This window comes from Pseudomonas sp. NIBRBAC000502773 (assembly GCF_006517195.1).
Lineage (GTDB): Bacteria > Pseudomonadota > Gammaproteobacteria > Pseudomonadales > Pseudomonadaceae > Aquipseudomonas > Aquipseudomonas marginalis.
The window spans coordinates 1,181,691-1,198,422 of sequence record NZ_CP041189.1 but is presented as its reverse complement, the minus strand read 5'-3'; the positions used below and the strand labels follow the sequence as shown (position 1 = coordinate 1,198,422).

Annotated in this window: 20 protein-coding genes and 1 tRNA gene; 18 read left to right on the top strand and 3 right to left on the bottom strand. The window is 58.5% G+C overall.

Annotation, left to right across the window (positions count from 1 at the left end; all coding sequences use genetic code 11):
- The first annotated feature begins 8 nt into the window (after positions 1-8).
- Genes NIBR502773_RS05370 through NIBR502773_RS05345 form a run of 6 tightly spaced genes read left to right on the top strand, consistent with a single transcriptional unit; the run spans position 9 to position 5,959 of the window.
- Positions 9-1,562 carry a sugar ABC transporter ATP-binding protein gene (locus NIBR502773_RS05370; RefSeq protein ID WP_141155572.1) on the top strand — a complete coding sequence of 518 codons (1,554 nt, stop codon included), beginning with the start codon at positions 9-11 and terminating at the stop codon, positions 1,560-1,562.
- The gene (locus NIBR502773_RS05365) at positions 1,559-2,536 is read left to right on the top strand and encodes an ABC transporter permease (RefSeq protein ID WP_065927257.1); all 978 of its coding nucleotides are present in this window, start codon (positions 1,559-1,561) and stop codon (positions 2,534-2,536) included. Before NIBR502773_RS05370 ends, NIBR502773_RS05365 begins: the two co-directional genes overlap by 4 nt.
- Positions 2,537-2,539: 3 nt before the next feature.
- The gene (locus NIBR502773_RS05360) at positions 2,540-3,562 is read left to right on the top strand and encodes a LacI family DNA-binding transcriptional regulator (protein ID WP_141155571.1); all 1,023 of its coding nucleotides are present in this window, start codon (positions 2,540-2,542) and stop codon (positions 3,560-3,562) included.
- Between the two features lie 23 nt (positions 3,563-3,585).
- Positions 3,586-4,503, top strand: coding sequence for a ribokinase (gene rbsK / locus NIBR502773_RS05355; protein ID WP_065940352.1), 918 nt, complete (start codon positions 3,586-3,588; stop codon positions 4,501-4,503).
- Positions 4,500-4,904 carry a D-ribose pyranase gene (rbsD, locus tag NIBR502773_RS05350; RefSeq protein ID WP_065940351.1) on the top strand — a complete coding sequence of 135 codons (405 nt, stop codon included), beginning with the start codon at positions 4,500-4,502 and terminating at the stop codon, positions 4,902-4,904. The genes rbsK and rbsD overlap by 4 nt, the downstream gene beginning before the upstream one ends.
- A 26-nt stretch (positions 4,905-4,930) precedes the next feature.
- On the top strand, positions 4,931-5,959 hold the full coding sequence (locus tag NIBR502773_RS05345; protein ID WP_141155570.1) for a nucleoside hydrolase: 1,029 nt from the start codon (positions 4,931-4,933) through the stop codon (positions 5,957-5,959).
- 26 nt (positions 5,960-5,985) lie between these two features.
- Here NIBR502773_RS05345 and NIBR502773_RS05340 read toward each other — a convergent pair whose 3' ends face one another.
- Positions 5,986-6,198, bottom strand: a complete 213-nt coding sequence (locus tag NIBR502773_RS05340) for a hypothetical protein (protein ID WP_065940349.1) — start codon at positions 6,196-6,198, stop codon at positions 5,986-5,988.
- Positions 6,199-6,352: 154 nt separating this feature from the next.
- Here NIBR502773_RS05340 and NIBR502773_RS05335 point away from each other — a divergent pair, with 154 nt between their 5' ends.
- Positions 6,353-6,658 (top strand): hypothetical protein, encoded by a 306-nt coding sequence (locus tag NIBR502773_RS05335; protein ID WP_065927262.1) that lies wholly within the window; start codon positions 6,353-6,355, stop codon positions 6,656-6,658.
- 143 nt (positions 6,659-6,801) lie between these two features.
- Entirely contained in the window at positions 6,802-7,122 is a 321-nt protein-coding gene (locus NIBR502773_RS05330) for an I78 family peptidase inhibitor (protein ID WP_027604108.1), read from the top strand.
- A 73-nt stretch (positions 7,123-7,195) separates the two neighbouring features.
- Here the strand turns inward: NIBR502773_RS05330 and NIBR502773_RS05325 are convergent, their stop codons facing one another.
- Together NIBR502773_RS05325 and NIBR502773_RS05320 are read right to left on the bottom strand one after the other, a co-directional pair.
- Complete coding sequence (locus tag NIBR502773_RS05325; RefSeq protein WP_003234260.1) at positions 7,196-7,408, bottom strand: cold-shock protein; 213 nt, start codon at positions 7,406-7,408, stop codon at positions 7,196-7,198.
- 288 nt (positions 7,409-7,696) lie between these two features.
- The gene (locus tag NIBR502773_RS05320) at positions 7,697-8,011 is read right to left on the bottom strand and encodes a hypothetical protein (RefSeq protein ID WP_027604109.1); all 315 of its coding nucleotides are present in this window, start codon (positions 8,009-8,011) and stop codon (positions 7,697-7,699) included.
- Between the two features lie 367 nt (positions 8,012-8,378).
- Between NIBR502773_RS05320 and thrS the strand changes: the two genes are divergently transcribed.
- From thrS to NIBR502773_RS05270, 10 genes are all read left to right on the top strand, one after another.
- Entirely contained in the window at positions 8,379-10,301 is a 1,923-nt protein-coding gene (gene thrS, locus NIBR502773_RS05315) for a threonine--tRNA ligase (protein ID WP_048719014.1), read from the top strand.
- Positions 10,301-10,852, top strand: coding sequence for a translation initiation factor IF-3 (infC, locus tag NIBR502773_RS05310; protein ID WP_015884933.1), 552 nt, complete (start codon positions 10,301-10,303; stop codon positions 10,850-10,852). The genes thrS and infC overlap by 1 nt, the downstream gene beginning before the upstream one ends.
- A gap of 60 nt (positions 10,853-10,912) precedes the next feature.
- Positions 10,913-11,107, top strand: a complete 195-nt coding sequence (gene rpmI, locus NIBR502773_RS05305) for a 50S ribosomal protein L35 (protein WP_002553160.1) — start codon at positions 10,913-10,915, stop codon at positions 11,105-11,107.
- 30 nt (positions 11,108-11,137) lie between these two features.
- On the top strand, positions 11,138-11,494 hold the full coding sequence (gene rplT, locus NIBR502773_RS05300; RefSeq protein WP_003174975.1) for a 50S ribosomal protein L20: 357 nt from the start codon (positions 11,138-11,140) through the stop codon (positions 11,492-11,494).
- A gap of 109 nt (positions 11,495-11,603) precedes the next feature.
- Positions 11,604-12,620: a phenylalanine--tRNA ligase subunit alpha gene (gene pheS / locus NIBR502773_RS05295; protein ID WP_017737822.1), complete on the top strand. Its 1,017-nt coding sequence runs from the start codon at positions 11,604-11,606 to the stop codon at positions 12,618-12,620.
- A 26-nt stretch (positions 12,621-12,646) separates the two neighbouring features.
- The gene (pheT, locus tag NIBR502773_RS05290) at positions 12,647-15,025 is read left to right on the top strand and encodes a phenylalanine--tRNA ligase subunit beta (protein WP_141155569.1); all 2,379 of its coding nucleotides are present in this window, start codon (positions 12,647-12,649) and stop codon (positions 15,023-15,025) included.
- 3 nt (positions 15,026-15,028) lie between these two features.
- A complete protein-coding gene (ihfA, locus tag NIBR502773_RS05285) occupies positions 15,029-15,331 on the top strand; it encodes an integration host factor subunit alpha (RefSeq protein WP_002553164.1) in 303 nt (100 codons plus the stop codon).
- Positions 15,312-15,668, top strand: coding sequence for a MerR family transcriptional regulator (locus tag NIBR502773_RS05280; protein ID WP_003174972.1), 357 nt, complete (start codon positions 15,312-15,314; stop codon positions 15,666-15,668). The genes ihfA and NIBR502773_RS05280 overlap by 20 nt, the downstream gene beginning before the upstream one ends.
- Positions 15,669-15,758: 90 nt before the next feature.
- Positions 15,759-15,835, top strand: a tRNA-Pro gene (locus NIBR502773_RS05275).
- A gap of 204 nt (positions 15,836-16,039) precedes the next feature.
- Positions 16,040-16,600, top strand: coding sequence for a cytochrome b (locus NIBR502773_RS05270; protein WP_141155568.1), 561 nt, complete (start codon positions 16,040-16,042; stop codon positions 16,598-16,600).
- The last annotated feature ends 132 nt before the right edge of the window (positions 16,601-16,732 follow it).

Sequence of the window (16,732 nt, the reverse complement as noted above, 5' to 3'; positions counted from 1 at the left end):
ATTTTCCTATGTCATCTTCCGCCCCGAACGCTGTCCTCTCGGTCAGCGGTATCGGTAAGACCTATGCCCAACCGGTTCTGGCCGACATTACCCTCACGCTTAACCGGGGTGAAGTACTGGCGCTGACCGGTGAAAACGGCGCGGGCAAGAGTACCTTGTCGAAGATCGTCGGTGGGCTGGTTACCCCGACCACCGGGCACATGCAATTCCAGGGGCAGGATTACCGTCCGGCCAGCCGTACCCAGGCTGAAGCGTTGGGCGTGCGCATGGTCATGCAGGAACTCAATCTGCTGCCGACGCTGACCGTGGCCGAAAACCTGTTTCTGGATAACCTGCCCAGCCACTGTGGCTGGATCAGCCGCAAGCAATTGCGCAAGGCTGCGATCGAGGCCATGGCTCAAGTCGGCCTGGACGCCATCGACCCGGACACCCTGGTCGGCAGCCTCGGTATCGGCCATCAACAGATGGTCGAGATCGCCCGCAACCTGATCGGCGACTGCCATGTGCTGATCCTCGACGAGCCCACCGCGATGCTCACGGCCCGCGAAGTCGAGATGCTGTTTGAGCAAATCGCCCGCCTGCAGGCCCGGGGCGTGGCGATCATTTATATTTCGCACCGGCTCGAAGAACTGGCCCGTGTCGCCCAGCGCATTGCGGTACTGCGCGACGGCAAGCTGGTCTGCGTCGAGCCGATGGCCAATTACAACAGTGAACAACTGGTCACCTTGATGGTGGGCCGGGAGTTGGGTGAACACATCGACCTGGGACCGCGCAGCCTCGGCGGCCCGGCCCTGACCGTAAAAGGCCTGACGCGCTCGGACAAGGTCCGCGACGTATCGTTTGAAGTGCGTGCCGGTGAGATCTATGGCATCTCCGGCCTGATCGGCGCCGGTCGTACAGAGCTACTGCGGCTTATCTTCGGGGCCGACCTGGCCGACAGCGGCACTGTGGCCCTGGGTTCGCCGGCCCAGGTGGTGAGTATTCGCTCGCCGGTGGATGCCGTGGGTCATGGCATTGCCCTGATCACCGAAGACCGCAAGGGCGAAGGGCTGCTGCTGACCCAGTCGATCAGTGCGAATATCGCATTGGGCAACATGCCGGAAATTTCCGCTGGCGGCCTGGTCAATAGCCGCGATGAAACTGCCTTGGCCAAGCGCCAGATCGATGCCATGCGGATCCGCAGTTCCAGCCCGGCGCAATTGGTGTCCGAACTGTCCGGTGGCAACCAGCAGAAAGTCGTGATCGGCCGCTGGCTGGAGCGCGACTGCTCGGTGATGCTGTTCGACGAGCCCACCCGCGGCATCGATGTCGGTGCCAAGTTCGACATTTATGCCTTGCTGGGTGAGTTGACTCGCCAGGGCAAGGCGCTGGTGGTGGTGTCCAGCGACCTGCGTGAACTCATGCTGATCTGCGACCGCATCGGCGTGCTGTCCGCCGGGCGCTTGATCGAAACCTTCGAGCGCGACAGCTGGACCCAGGACGAATTGCTCGCCGCCGCCTTTGCCGGCTATCAGAAACGTGATGCGCTGCTCAACGACGCAGTGCTTAGGGATACCCCATGAAACTAACAACTTCCCCCGGTAAAACCGGCGGCAACTTTTACGGCCTGGGCACCTACCTGGGGCTGGCCGGTGCATTGCTGGCGATGATCGCGCTGTTTTCGGTGCTCAGTGATCACTTCCTGTCCTATGACACGTTCAGCACCCTGGCCAACCAGATTCCTGACCTGATGGTGCTGGCGGTGGGCATGACCTTCATCCTGATCATCGGCGGTATCGACCTGTCGGTGGGCTCGGTGCTGGCGTTGGCGGCATCGGCGGTCAGCGTGGCGATTCTCGGGTGGGGCTGGAGTGTCTTGCCGGCTGCCTTGCTCGGCATGGGCTGCGCCGCGTTGGCCGGCACTATTACCGGCTCGATCACGGTGGCCTGGCGCATTCCATCGTTTATCGTGTCCCTCGGCGTGTTGGAAATGGCCCGTGGCGTCGCGTACCAGATGACCGGCTCGCGCACGGCCTATATCGGCGATTCGTTTGCCTGGCTGTCCAACCCGATCGCCTTCGGCATTTCGCCGTCGTTTATCATCGCTTTGCTGGTGATCATTGCCGCCCAGCTGGTACTGACCCGCACCGTATTCGGTCGTTACCTGATCGGTATCGGCACCAACGAAGAAGCGGTACGCCTGGCCGGGATCAATCCCAAGCCGTACAAGATCCTGGTGTTCAGCCTCATGGGCCTGCTGGCCGGTGTGGCGGCGCTGTTCCAGATTTCGCGCCTGGAAGCGGCAGACCCGAATGCCGGTGCCGGCCTCGAGCTGCAAGTGATCGCCGCAGTGGTGATCGGCGGTACCAGCCTGATGGGCGGGCGTGGTTCGGTGATCAGTACCTTCTTCGGTGTGTTGATTATTTCGGTATTGGCCGCCGGCCTGGCGCAGATCGGTGCCACGGAGCCCACCAAGCGCATCATCACCGGTGCCGTGATCGTGATCGCCGTGGTCCTGGATACTTATCGCAGCCGTCGCGCCAGTCGGCGAGGCTGAACCATGGCAACGATCAAGGATGTGGCCGCGATTGCAGGTATTTCCTACACCACCGTGTCCCATGTGGTGAACAAGACGCGCCCGGTGAGCGAGCCGGTACGGATCAAGGTTGAAGCGGCGATCAAGCAGCTTGACTACGTGCCCAGTGCCGTCGCGCGTTCGCTCAAGGCCAAGACCACGGCCACCATCGGATTGCTGGTGCCCAACAGCCTCAACCCGTATTTTGCCGAGCTGGCCCGGGGCATCGAGGATTATTGTGAGCGTAACGGCTACTGCGTGATTCTCTGCAACTCCGACGACAACGCAGAGAAACAGCGCAGCTATTTGCGGGTGTTGCTGGAGAAGCGCGTCGATGGCTTGATCGTGACTTCGGTAGGCGGTGATGACAGCGGCCTCGCCGCAGGCTTGAGCGCTGTGCGCACGCCCATGGTGATTGTCGACCGGGCGCTGGATGGCATCGATGTCGACCTGGTACGCATCGACCACGAGGAGGGCGCCTACCTGGCGACCCGGCACTTGCTTGAGCTGGGGCATCGGGACATCGCCTGCGTCGGCGGCCCGGCCCACACCCGCGTCGCGCAAATGCGCCTGGCGGGTTACCAGCGTGCGCTCCATGAAGCCGGTGTGGCGGTGGTGGCCAATCGCGTCCAGGAAAGCGACTTCACCAGCACCGGCGGTTATGCTGCTGCCGTGCAATTGCTGGCGCAGAACCCGCCCAGCGCGATTTTTGCCAGCAACGACATGATCGGCTTCGGCGTGTTGCGCGCGGCGGCGGAGCGCAATATCCGCGTGCCCGGTGAACTGTCGGTGATCGGTTTCGATGACATTCAAATGGGCCGCTACGTGTACCCGGCGCTGACCACGGTCGGTCAGTCGATCCTGCAGCTGGGCGAGACCGCGGCCGAGCTTTTACTGCGACGAATTGCAACCCCCCAACTGCCGATCGATCAACGCATCGTGACGCCGAGCATCGTGTTGCGTGAATCGACGGCGCCCGTCGCCGGTGTGTTCGCCCAATACCGCTGAACCGAATTGATGAGTACTGATGTATGCCAGCAAAAGTAGTGGTAATAGGCAGCTTGAACATGGACCTGGTCACCCGCGCGAGTCGGCTGCCCCGTGCCGGTGAGACCCTGATCGGCCAGACGTTTTCCACGGTGCCTGGCGGCAAGGGCGCCAACCAGGCCGTGGCCTCGGCGCGACTGGGTGCGGATGTGGCAATGATCGGGTGTGTCGGTAGCGATGCCTATGGCACTGAACTGCGTGGCGCCTTGCTGGTGGAAGGTATCGATTGCCAGGCGGTGAGCACCGTGGACGGTTCCAGTGGCGTGGCCTTGATTGTGGTGGACGACAGCAGCCAGAACGCGATTGTGATCGTTGCCGGCAGCAACGGCGAGCTGACACCCGCCTCACTTCAGGCGTCCGATGCGGTGCTGCAGGCTGCCGACGTGATTATCTGCCAGCTGGAAGTGCCGATGGATACCGTGGGCTACACCCTCAAGCGCGGTCGTGAACTGGGCAAGACCGTGATTCTCAACCCGGCGCCGGCCAGCGGCCCGTTGCCCGCCGACTGGTACGCCTCGGTCGACTACCTGATTCCCAACGAAAGCGAAGCCAGTGCACTGAGCGGCGTGACAGTCGACTCCCTCGACAGTGCCAAGGTCGCGGCGACCCACCTGATCAAGGCGGGGGCGGGCAAAGTCATCATCACCCTGGGTGCCCAAGGTGCGTTGTTTGCCGATGGCCAGGGCTTTGAGCACCTGGTGGCGCCCAAGGTCAAGGCGGTGGATACCACCGCTGCCGGCGATACCTTTGTCGGTGGTTTTGCCGCAGCACTGGCCAGTGGCAAAAGTGAAGCCGAGGCCATCCGTTTCGGCCAGGTCGCGGCAGCCTTGTCAGTCACCCGTGCCGGTGCGCAACCCTCCATTCCTACGCTGCATGACGTTCAAGGTTTTGTGCTTTTATGAAAAAGACCCCGCTGCTCAATATCGCCTTGTCGCGTTTGATCGCATCCTTGGGCCATGGTGACATCCTGGTGATCGGCGACGCCGGCCTGCCAGTGCCGCCCGGGGTCGAGTTAATCGACCTGGCGCTGACCCAGGGCATTCCCGACTTCATCAGCACCTTGCGTATCGTGCTCAGTGAAATGCAGGTGGAAAGCCACGTGCTGGCGGAAGAAATCCTGCTCAAGCAGCCGCCCGCGCTGACGGAGCTGAACGCTTTGGCTGAACAGGCCGCCCTCGGCGAGCGAAGGCTGCTCAGCCATGAACAATTCAAGCAACTGAGCCGTAACGCGCGCGCTGTCGTGCGTACCGGCGAGTGCCAGCCTTACTGCAATATCGCGCTGGTCTCCGGCGTCACCTTCTAGAGTTTCCCAACGACAAGGAGTGTTTTATGCAACGTGGTCTGCCAACCCTGAAAAATCTGTTTCGGAGTGTCCTGCTTTTGTCCGCACTCACTGCTGCCAGCGCCCAAGCGGCGGAAAAAATCGACTTGATCATCGACACCGACCCAGGTGCCGACGACGTGGTGGCCTTGCTCTTCGCCATGGCTTCCCCGGACGAATTGAACATTCGTGCGCTGACCACCGTCGCCGGCAACGTGCGCCTGGACAAGACCTCGCGTAACGCGCGCCTGGCCCGCGAGTGGGCCGGGCGTGAAGAAATCCCGGTGTACGCCGGCGCACCCAAGCCGCTGTTGCGCACACCGATCTATGCCGAGAACATCCATGGCAAAGAAGGTATTTCCGGCGTCACCGTCCATGAGCCTAAAAAGGGCCTGGCTGAAGGCAACGCCGTTGATTACCTGATCAAGACCCTGCGTGCGGCCAAGCCTCACAGCATTACCATTGCCATGCTCGGCCCTCAGACCAACCTGGCGCTGGCCTTGACCCAGGCCCCGGAAATCACCCAAGGCATCAAGGAAGTGGTGGTGATGGGTGGCGCGCACTTCAACGGCGGCAATATCACCCCGGTTGCCGAGTTCAACCTGTTCGCCGATCCGATTGCAGCCGAGATTGTGCTCAAGAGTGGCGTCAAGCTGACCTACCTGCCGCTGGACGTGACCCACAAGGTGCTGACCAGCGAGGCGCGCCTGAAGAAGATCGCCGACATCAACAACAACGCGAGCAAGGTCGTCGGCGATATTCTCAATGAATACGTCAAGGGCGATATGGAACACTACGGCATCCCGGGCGGCCCGGTACATGACGCTACTGTCATCGCCTATCTGCTCAAGCCGTCTTTGTTCACCGGGCGTCAGGCCAATATGGTGGTAGACAGCCGCGAAGGCCCGACCTTCGGTCAGACCATCGTTGATTGGTACGACGGCCTGAAGCAGACAAAAAATGTGTTCTGGGTTGAGAACGGTGACGCCCAGGGCTTCTTCGATCTGCTCACCGAGCGCCTGGCACGCCTGAAGTAACCCGGTCGACGTTCGCCAGCCGGTTCTTATTCACGCTCGGGGTCTGATGCCCCCATGTGATCGGCCGGGTATTTTTCGAATACCTGGCCGATGAATGCCTGTGCCGCCTGGGTGCCGAGTTCCTTGACCAGCAGGTCGATACCGATGATTGCCAGTTCTTCCGGGCTTCCTGGGCTGTAGGAGCTTTGTCCTTGGGGCCATTTGGCTTTGATGTCGGCTTGGAGCGTTACGGTGGTCATGGAAGTCTCACGGGTTGAAATGCTGGGCAATGCGCTGGAACGCGGCTCTAACCGGCGCAGTTAATCATTTTGCGCGGGGTTTGGCACTGCTACTTAGGCATGAAGCAGGTGCTGTGCGACACTGTCTCCCTGTTTAATTGCCGGGGGACCCCGCGTGCAGATCGATTTGAATAACCCCGAGAACCTGACACTGGCCGCCGTGCGTCAACTGATCGCCAGTGCCAGTGATGACGAGCATACCCAGTTGCGTGTAACCAGGGCGGGAATTGCCTACATATCTTCTGGGGTGGTGGGAGGTACTGACATCGATGGCCTGCTGTTCCGCCTGGAGACCTGGGCCAAGGGTTCCGGTTATGTCGGCAATGTCGCGGCCAGCGACGAGGTCTGGGTTACACAGATTTTCAATGCGCTGAAGCAGAACTGGCCGAAGCCGCCGTTTGATTACATCGACGTCTACTGATTGCGCTCATATTTGGTCACGATTGATCGGGCGAATGCCTGCTGATAGTCGGGCAGACTTACCTGGCGGCGGTTTACGTTTTGAAACCTATCAGCCTGACCGCTGTCGCACGATCTCTGTCCATTTTTCAATTAGGAGGCTTCATGCCTTGGAAGCTCGCATCATTCGGTACTTTGTTGGCAGCACTCGCGTTGGCGGGTTGCAGCACCCCGGGTGCCTCTGAGCCAGCCAAAGACGCCGCCGTGACCGATGCCGGTCATAGCCGCTGTGAGTCGAAGGCCGCCGAATTCAGCATTGGCCAGAAAGCCTCGCCGCAGTTGCTGGAGCAGGCCCGTACCCGCGCAGGCGCACAGAACGCACGGATCCTCAAGCCCAACGATATGATCACGCTGGAATACCGCTCCGACCGCTTGAACCTGAACACTGATGACAACCTGGTGATCACGCGCGTTAATTGCGGCTGATCGTTTCCAGGCTTTTGCAACGCCCATAAAAAACCCCGTCACATGGACGGGGTTTTTTTAGCTCAGCGGAGAATTACTCGCCGCGAACCTGTGCAGCTTGCATACCCTTTTGGCCTTTCTCAGCCACGAAGGAAACGGTTTGGCCTTCTTTCAGGCTTTTGAAACCGTCGCTTTCGATAGCTTTGAAGTGTACGAACAGGTCGTCACCGCCACCTTGAGGAGTGATGAAGCCGAAGCCTTTTTCATCGTTGAACCATTTAACGGTGCCGGTTTGGCGATTAGACATGGTGTATCTCCAAGAAACATATATTTTCAGTAGTGCTGTGCTGCTCAGGCCAACTGGGCACACTGGGCTATCATAGTCGAAATGTTCGGCTTGGGAGCCCCCCAAGGCATTGTTTGCTAATCAATAGCGTTGCGTTTGCTACTTGTGTCGGCTGAAAGCCCCGATCTACGGGGCTTCGGCGCGAAATATCAGCTGGTAAAAAAAGCCGTAAAAGCTGCGTAATTTGTGCGAAATGGCAGTTTTCGGGCTGTTTTCCTGGCAAAACGGTCGTCTGGTCCCAGGTCGGTCTTACTTTTTCTTCACGACTTTGCAGGACGAAATAGCCGCGACTGCTTTGTTTTTAAGCTCCGGGCTGGCGTTCTGGTTAGTCATGAGCTCTTTGATTTCCGCAGTGCTCAATTCGGCGTTGATCTTGTCGGCGCCACATTCGCAGTGGGCCTTGGCAGTCTTGACGTCTACGTTCTGGCTGGCGGCCGCGCTGCAGTCGCTGACGAAACTGTCACGGGCACCGGCTGGCCAATTGGATGGAGCGGCAGCCTGCGCGCCGAGGGAAAGGAGGCTCAGGGTAGCGGCGAAAGCGAGGGTCGAGGTAAAACGCATCATGGGATGCTCCTTTGATTCGAGGACGAACGGCGATTCTCAGTGGGTTTGAGGTGTGGCGTACAGCTCAAGTTCACTTTTGCAGCTATAAAGGCTGGAATTTGTATTTGCATCGGATACTGCCGGCGCGATGACCGTTCATCTGTGCTAGCATCCTTGGCTTGGCTAATTCCGGGTGCGCCATTTGCCGCCTAGCCATGTTTCTTTTCTGCTCACTCCAGTCACTGTGGTTCGATTATCGGTTGGCCGAAAGGCTCCTGCCGCTGTAAGGCAGGCGTTCATCATTGAACGGCCTGGTGTTGGATCTTGTACTGGCTCATCCCAACCCACGTGACCTTTGGTAGGGGTCACCACTAGGAGAGGAGGCGCCATGCCAACTATTACTCTTCCCGACGGCAGTCAACGTTCATTCGATCATTCGGTTTCCGTAGCCGAGGTCGCCGCATCCATTGGTGCTGGCCTGGCCAAGGCCACCGTGGCCGGCAAGGTCGATGGCAAGCTGGTTGACGCCAGCGACCTGATCACCTCCGATGCCAGCCTGCAAATCATCACGCCCAAGGATCAAGAGGGGCTGGAGATCATTCGCCACTCCTGCGCGCACTTGATTGGCCATGCGGTCAAGCAGTTGTATCCCACCGCGAAAATGGTGATCGGCCCGGTCATCGACGAGGGCTTTTACTACGACATCGCCTACGAGCGCCCTTTCACCCCGGACGATCTGGCCGCTATCGAACAGCGCATGCACGCCCTGATCGAAAAAGATTACGACGTCATCAAGAAAGTCACCCCGCGCGCCGAAGTGATCGACGTGTTCACTGCGCGTGGCGAAGACTACAAGCTGCGCCTGGTGGAAGACATGCCGGACGAGCAGGCCATGGGCCTGTACTACCACGAAGAATACGTCGACATGTGCCGTGGTCCCCACGTGCCGAACACGCGCTTCCTCAAGTCGTTCAAGCTGACCAAGCTGTCCGGTGCCTACTGGCGCGGCGACGCGAAGAACGAGCAACTGCAACGCATCTACGGCACTGCCTGGGCTGACAAGAAGCAGCTGGCCGCCTATATCCAGCGCATCGAGGAGGCCGAAAAACGCGACCACCGCAAGATCGGCAAGCGCCTGAACCTGTTCCACCTCCAGGAAGAAGCGCCGGGCATGGTGTTCTGGCACCCGAACGGCTGGACGCTGTACCAGGTGCTCGAGCAGTACATGCGCAAGGTTCAGCGCGACAACGGTTACCTGGAGATCAAGACCCCGCAGGTCGTTGATCGCAGCCTGTGGGAGAAATCCGGGCACTGGGCCAACTACGCCGACAACATGTTCACCACCCAGTCGGAAAACCGCGACTACGCCATCAAGCCGATGAACTGCCCATGCCACGTGCAGGTGTTCAACCAGGGCTTGAAGAGCTACCGCGAGTTGCCGATGCGCCTGGCCGAGTTCGGTGCCTGCCACCGTAACGAGCCATCGGGTGCGTTGCACGGCATCATGCGTGTGCGCGGCTTCACCCAGGACGACGCCCATATCTTCTGTACCGAAGAGCAGATGCAGGCCGAATCCGCCGCGTTCATCAAGCTGACCATGGACGTTTATCGTGATTTCGGCTTTACCGAAGTCGAGATGAAACTGTCCACTCGTCCGGAAAAACGCGTCGGTTCCGACGAGCTGTGGGATCGCGCCGAAGCGGCCCTGGCCGCAGCGCTAGACAGTGCGGGCCTTGCGTACGATCTGCAGCCGGGTGAGGGCGCCTTCTACGGCCCGAAGATCGAGTTCTCGTTGAAAGATTGCCTTGGCCGTGTCTGGCAATGTGGTACCTTGCAGCTCGATTTTAACCTGCCGATCCGTTTGGGAGCCGAATACGTCTCCGAAGATAACAGTCGTAAACACCCGGTTATGCTGCACCGGGCGATCCTCGGCTCATTCGAACGGTTCGTCGGGATCCTGATCGAGCACTACGAGGGTGCGTTCCCTGCGTGGCTGGCTCCGACTCAGGCAGTGATCATGAATATCACTGATAAACAGGCGGATTTTGCTGCTGAAGTTGAAAAAACTCTCAACGAAAGCGGATTTCGTGCCAAGTCCGACTTGAGAAATGAAAAGATCGGCTTTAAAATCCGCGAGCATACTTTGCTCAAGGTTCCCTATCTTTTGGTTATCGGAGATCGGGAAGTCGAGATGCAGACTGTCGCTGTGCGTACTCGCGAAGGTGCTGACCTGGGCTCGATGCCCGTCGCCCAGTTCGCTGAGTTCCTCGCGCAAGCGGTTTCCCGGCGTGGTCGCCCAGATTCGGAGTAATTATTATTAAGCGTGAAATGAGACAAGATAAACGAGCTGCACCGAAAGCCCCGATCAACGAGAATATCTCGGCACGCGAGGTTCGGTTAATTGGCGCTGACGGCGAGCAGATTGGCATCGTCTCGATTGATGAAGCGCTTCGTATTGCAGAAGAGTCCAAGTTGGACCTGGTGGAAATCTCCGCCGATGCAATCCCACCCGTTTGCCGGGTGATGGACTACGGCAAGTCGATCTTCGAAAAGAAGAAGCAGGTTGCCGCGGCGAAGAAGAACCAGAAGCAGATTCAAGTAAAAGAAATCAAGTTTCGTCCAGGGACGGAGGAAGGGGATTACCAGGTAAAACTGCGCAACCTGGTACGTTTCCTGAGTGATGGGGACAGGGCCAAGGTATCCTTGCGATTCCGCGGCCGTGAGATGGCCCACCAGGAGCTGGGGATGGAACTCCTCAAGCGGGTTGAAGCTGACCTGCTCGAGTACGGTTCGGTCGAACAGCATCCTAAGATGGAAGGACGCCAGCTGATCATGGTCATCGCCCCGAAAAAGAAGAAGTAATCAACAGGGCACGGCAGGCCTTCTGATTATGTTTATCAACTGAATGCGGAGTATCCGAACATGCCAAAGATGAAGACTAAAAGTGGTGCTGCTAAGCGGTTTCTGAAAACTGCTAACGGTATCAAGCACAAGCACGCTTTCAAGAGCCACATCCTGACCAAAATGTCGACCAAGCGTAAGCGTCAACTGCGCGGTAGCAGCTTGCTGCATCCGTCTGACGTGGCAAAAGTCGAGCGCATGCTGCGCCTTCGTTAATTTTTGGATCAAGAATAGAGGAAGTAACTCATGGCTCGTGTAAAGCGTGGCGTCATTGCCCGTAAACGTCACAAAAAAATTCTGAAACTCGCTAAAGGCTACTACGGCGCGCGCTCACGCGTATTCCGTGTTGCCAAGCAAGCGGTAATCAAGGCAGGCCAATACGCCTACCGCGACCGTCGTCAGAAAAAACGTCAGTTCCGCGCTCTGTGGATCGCTCGTATCAACGCTGGTGCACGTGTTAACGGTCTGTCCTACAGCCGTTTCATCGCTGGCCTGAAAAAAGCGTCCATCGAAATCGACCGTAAGGTTCTGGCTGAACTGGCCGTGAACGAAAAAGCGGTGTTTGCTGCGATTGTCGAGAAAGCTAAAGCCACCTTGGCTTAAGTACCCCCGACAGTCACCCTGGGCTGCGCCTGTAGCCCAAGGTGGTAAACGTCATAAATAGGGGAAGAGCCTTCAAGCTCTTCCCCTATTTTGTATCTGGAGTCTGTACATGGAAAACCTGGACGCGCTCGTCGCTCAAGCTCTTGAGGCTGTGCAAAGCGCTGAAGATATCAATGCCCTGGAGCAAATCCGGGTTCACTACCTTGGCAAAAAGGGTGAATTGACTCAGGTGATGAAGACCCTGGGAAATTTGCCGGCCGAAGAGCGCCCGCAAGTCGGCGCGCTGATCAACGTTGCCAAGGAGCGTGTCACAGAGGTGCTCAATGCACGCAAGGCGACCATGGAGGAGGCCGATCTCGCGGCCAAACTCGCCGCCGAGTCCATTGACGTTACCTTGCCTGGCCGTGGCCAGGCCTCGGGCGGTCTGCATCCGATCACCCGGACTCTGGAACGTATCGAGCAGTTCTTCACCCACATCGGCTACGGCATTGCCGAAGGCCCTGAGGTCGAAGACGACTATCACAACTTCGAGGCGCTCAACATCCCAGGCCATCACCCGGCCCGGTCGATGCACGACACCTTCTATTTCAACGCAAACATGCTGTTGCGCACCCATACCTCGCCGGTACAGGTCCGCACCATGGAAGCGAACAAGCCGCCGATCCGCATTGTCTGCCCAGGCCGTGTGTACCGTAGCGACTCAGATATCACCCACTCGCCGATGTTCCACCAGGTCGAAGGCCTGTTGGTTGATCGCGACATCAACTTTGCCGACCTCAAGGGCACCATCGAAGAGTTCCTGCGAGTGTTCTTCGAGAAAGAGCTGGCGGTGCGTTTCCGTCCATCGTTCTTCCCGTTCACCGAGCCATCCGCAGAAGTCGACATGGAATGCGTGATGTGCAGCGGTAAAGGCTGTCGCGTCTGCAAGCAGACTGGCTGGCTGGAAGTGATGGGCTGCGGCATGGTTCACCCCAACGTGCTGCGCATGTCCGGGATCGATCCGGAAGAGTTCTCGGGCTTTGCCTTCGGCATGGGCGTTGAGCGTCTGGCCATGCTGCGTTACGGCGTGAACGACTTGCGTCTGTTCTTCGACAACGACTTGCGGTTCCTCGCGCAATTTCGCTAGTCGTAACGAATCTTTAGGAGAGCAGGATGAAATTCAGTGAACAATGGCTGCGCGGCTGGGTAAGCCCGCAGGTAGATCGCGATGCGCTGGTTGCGCGTCTGTCGATGGCCGGTCTTGAGGTCGATAGCGTTACGCCGGCCGCCGGTGTTTTCAGTGGTGTGGTGGTGGGCGAGGTGCTGAGCACCGAGCAACACCCCGATGCTGACAAATTGCGTGTGTGCCAGGTCAGCAATGGCGCACAAACGTTCCAGGTCGTGTGCGGAGCGCCTAACGTGCGCCCGGGCCTGAAGATCCCGTTCGCCATGATCGGTGCCGAACTGCCGGGCGACTTCAAGATCAAGAAAGCCAAGCTGCGTGGCGTCGAGTCCAACGGCATGCTGTGCTCCCAGGCAGAGTTGCAAGTAGGCGAGGGCAACGACGGCCTGATGGAACTGCCGGGCGATGCGCCAGTGGGCCAGGACATTCGTGTCTATCTGGAGCTGGAAGACGCCAGCATTGAGGTCGACCTGACTCCGAACCGTGGCGATTGCCTGTCCCTGGCTGGCCTGGCACGTGAAGTGGGCGCGCTGTACAACGCTCCCGTGACGCGTCCAGTGGTGGCCGCAGTGGCTGCTGTGCATGATGAAGTACGTCCGATCGAAGTACTGGCGCCAAGCGCTTGCCCGCGTTACCTGGGGCGTGTGATCCGCAACGTCGACCTGTCCAGGCCAACCCCGCTGTGGATGGTTGAGCGCCTGCGTCGCGCCGACGTGCGCAGCATCGACGCGGCCGTCGACATCACCAACTACGTGATGCTTGAACTGGGCCAACCGCTGCACGCTTTCGATCTCGCTGAAATCAATGGCGGCATCCGCGTGCGCATGGCCGAAGAAGGCGAGAAGCTGGTTCTGCTCGACGGCCAGGAAGTCAGCCTGCGCGCCGACACCTTGGTGATCGCTGACCATTCCCGCGCCCTGGCGATTGCCGGTGTGATGGGGGGCGAGCACAGCGGTGTGTCCGCGACCACGCGCGATGTGTTTCTTGAAAGCGCGTTCTTCGACCAGATTGCCATCGCTGGCAAGGCCCGCTCCTACGGCCTGCATACCGATGCTTCGCATCGCTATGAGCGTGGTGTGGACTGGAAGCTCGCCCGTGAAGCCATGGAGCGCGCCACTGGCCTACTGCTGGAGATCACTGGGGGCGAGGCCGGTCCGATCATTGAAACCGTCAACGAACAGTACCTGCCGTCCGTTGCGCCAATTACCCTGCGCGCCAAAAGTGTCGAGCAAATGCTTGGCCTGGTCATCGCACCGGCTGAAATCGAGCAATTGTTGTCGGCCCTCGGGCTGAGCATTTCTGCGGGTGGGGAAGGGCAGTGGCGTGTTGAAGTGCCAAGCCACCGCTTCGATATCAGCCTGGAAGTCGATCTGATCGAAGAGTTGGCTCGCCTGTACGGTTACAACCGCCTGCCGGTTCGTTACCCGCAAGCCCGCCTGGCACCGCAACCCAAGGCAGAAGCGCGTGCGCACTTGCCTGAGCTGCGCCGTCTGCTGGTTGCCCGTGGCTATCAGGAAGCGGTGACCTACAGCTTCATCGATCCGAAGCAGTTCGAACTGTTCAACCCGGGCGTCGAGCCGCTGCTGCTGGCCAACCCGATCTCCAACGACATGGCCGCCATGCGTTCGTCCCTGTGGCCAGGCCTGGTGAAAGCCCTTTCCCATAACCTGAACCGTCAGCAAGACCGCGTGCGCATGTTTGAAAGCGGCCTGCGGTTTGTCGGGCAACTCGACGGCCTGAAGCAAGAGCCGATGCTGGCCGGCGTTGTTTGCGGCAGTCGCTTGCCGGAAGGCTGGGCGCAAGGCCGGGATGCCGTGGACTTCTTCGACGTTAAAGCGGACGTGGAAGCGGTACTGGGCTTTGCCGGTGCATTGGATGACTTCACATTTGTGCCAGGCAACCACCCGGCTTTGCACCCTGGTCAGACTGCGCGTATTGAGCGCGAAGGTCGCCTGGTGGGCTTCGTCGGCGCCATCCACCCGGAACTGTCGAAAACCCTTGGGCTCGACCGCCCGGTCTTCGTCTTCGAACTGGTCCTGGCTGAAGTGGCCTCGGGCAAGATGCCTAAATTCAGCGAGTTGTCGCGCTTCCCTGAAGTGCGTCGTGACCTGGCCCTGATCGCCGATCGTGAAGTCGCCGCTGCTGCTGTTCTGGATGTAATCCGTGAAAATGCAGGGGAATGGCTGACAGACCTCAGGCTATTTGACGTCTATCAGGGTAAAGGCATTGATCCGCATAGAAAAAGCCTTGCAGTTGGCTTGACCTGGCAGCATCCATCGCGCACTCTTAATGACGATGAGGTGAATGCCACGACACAAAATATCCTCACCTCGCTCGAACAAAGGTTGAACGCCACGTTAAGGAAGTGACGTATGGGGGCTTTGACGAAAGCTGAGATGGCGGAACGTCTGTACGAAGAGTTGGGTCTGAACAAGCGCGAGGCCAAGGAATTGGTCGAGCTGTTTTTTGAAGAGATCAGACACGCTCTGGAAGACAACGAACAGGTCAAATTGTCCGGTTTCGGCAATTTTGACCTGCGGGACAAACGCCAGCGGCCTGGCCGCAATCCAAAAACGGGAGAAGAAATCCCGATCACGGCTCGCCGTGTGGTCACCTTTCGTCCAGGGCAGAAGTTGAAGGCCCGAGTTGAGGCTTATGCTGGAACCAAGTCATAACGACGAGCTACCCGTCATCCCAGGCAAACGCTACTTCACCATTGGTGAAGTCAGCGAGCTCTGTGCGGTAAAACCGCACGTGCTGCGCTATTGGGAGCAGGAGTTTCCTCAACTCAACCCCGTGAAACGCACTGGGAACCGTCGGTATTATCAGCGCCAGGATGTGCTGATGATCCGACAGATCCGTGCATTGCTGTATGACCAGGGTTTCACCATCAGCGGCGCGCGCCAGCGTATGTCCGGTGATGAAGCCAAAGACGACACCACCCAGTACAAGCAACTGATCCGCCAGATGATCTCCGAACTGGAAGATGTGCTGGTGGTTTTGAAGAAATGATTCAGGCTTTTAAAATACTTCCACATTTCAAAAGCTTGCGGTATATTCCTGATCGCTTCGTTGCGAAGCGAACCCAGTAACACGCCTAGTCGGGGCGTAGCGCAGTCCGGTAGCGCACTAGCATGGGGTGCTAGGGGTCGAGTGTTCGAATCACTCCGTCCCGACCATATAATTCAATGACTTAGCCCAATCTGGAAAGGTTGGGCTTTTTCATGCCTGAAAAATACCACCGCTTTTTCTCACGCTCATATTCCCCCTTTCATTTTCGCCCCCGAAAACCAAAAAACTCGATGGTAATCATCGGATTTTTGCGGTTTTTCCAAAATGACTGTTGACCATAATCGTGGCTTCTTAACGGGAGGTATGTGCTGATGTCGAACGTAGAAAGCTACACAGCTACCGCAAAGTGGTTGCACTGGGGAATGGCGTTGATCTGGATAGTCGCCTGGCTTTTCGGGATCGTGGCGGTTCATTGGCGTGACGAATTCAACCCTCAGCACCAGCTCACCTTTCTCCATAAGGCTATGGCCAGCGTGCTTCTATTCCTTATCGTCCTGCGCGTTGTCTGGCGTCTTACCCATCCTTCCCCCGCAATGCCCGCGACAATGAGCCCGCTGATGAAGCGTGGCGCTTTCGCTGGCCATCTGTTGCTGTACTGCATCGCTTTGGTGGGGCTGCCGATGTCCGGCTGGTATTGGAGTTCGGTCGCAGATAAACCCATCCTGGTCGCCGGTTTGTTCTTGCTGCCGGCACTCGTGGAGCCTGATCAAAGCCTGTACGACCTGGCGAAGTCGATTCACACCTACACCGCCTGGCTATGCGGAGTACTTGTAGGTGGGCATGTGATCGTGGCCCTGAAACATCACTTTATTGACAAAGACAGGGTTCTCGCGGGTATGTTGCCCGGGCGTGCGACTGATGCACCAAGCTGATCGCAGCGATTGACCGTTCAGGTTTCGGAACGGCTCGCACGATAGGGCCTGACGCTGATGCATGCTCTAGAGGGGCTCGGGGCAGTGTTTTCATCAGGCTCAACGTGCGCTGAGTGCCAATTGTCTACATCA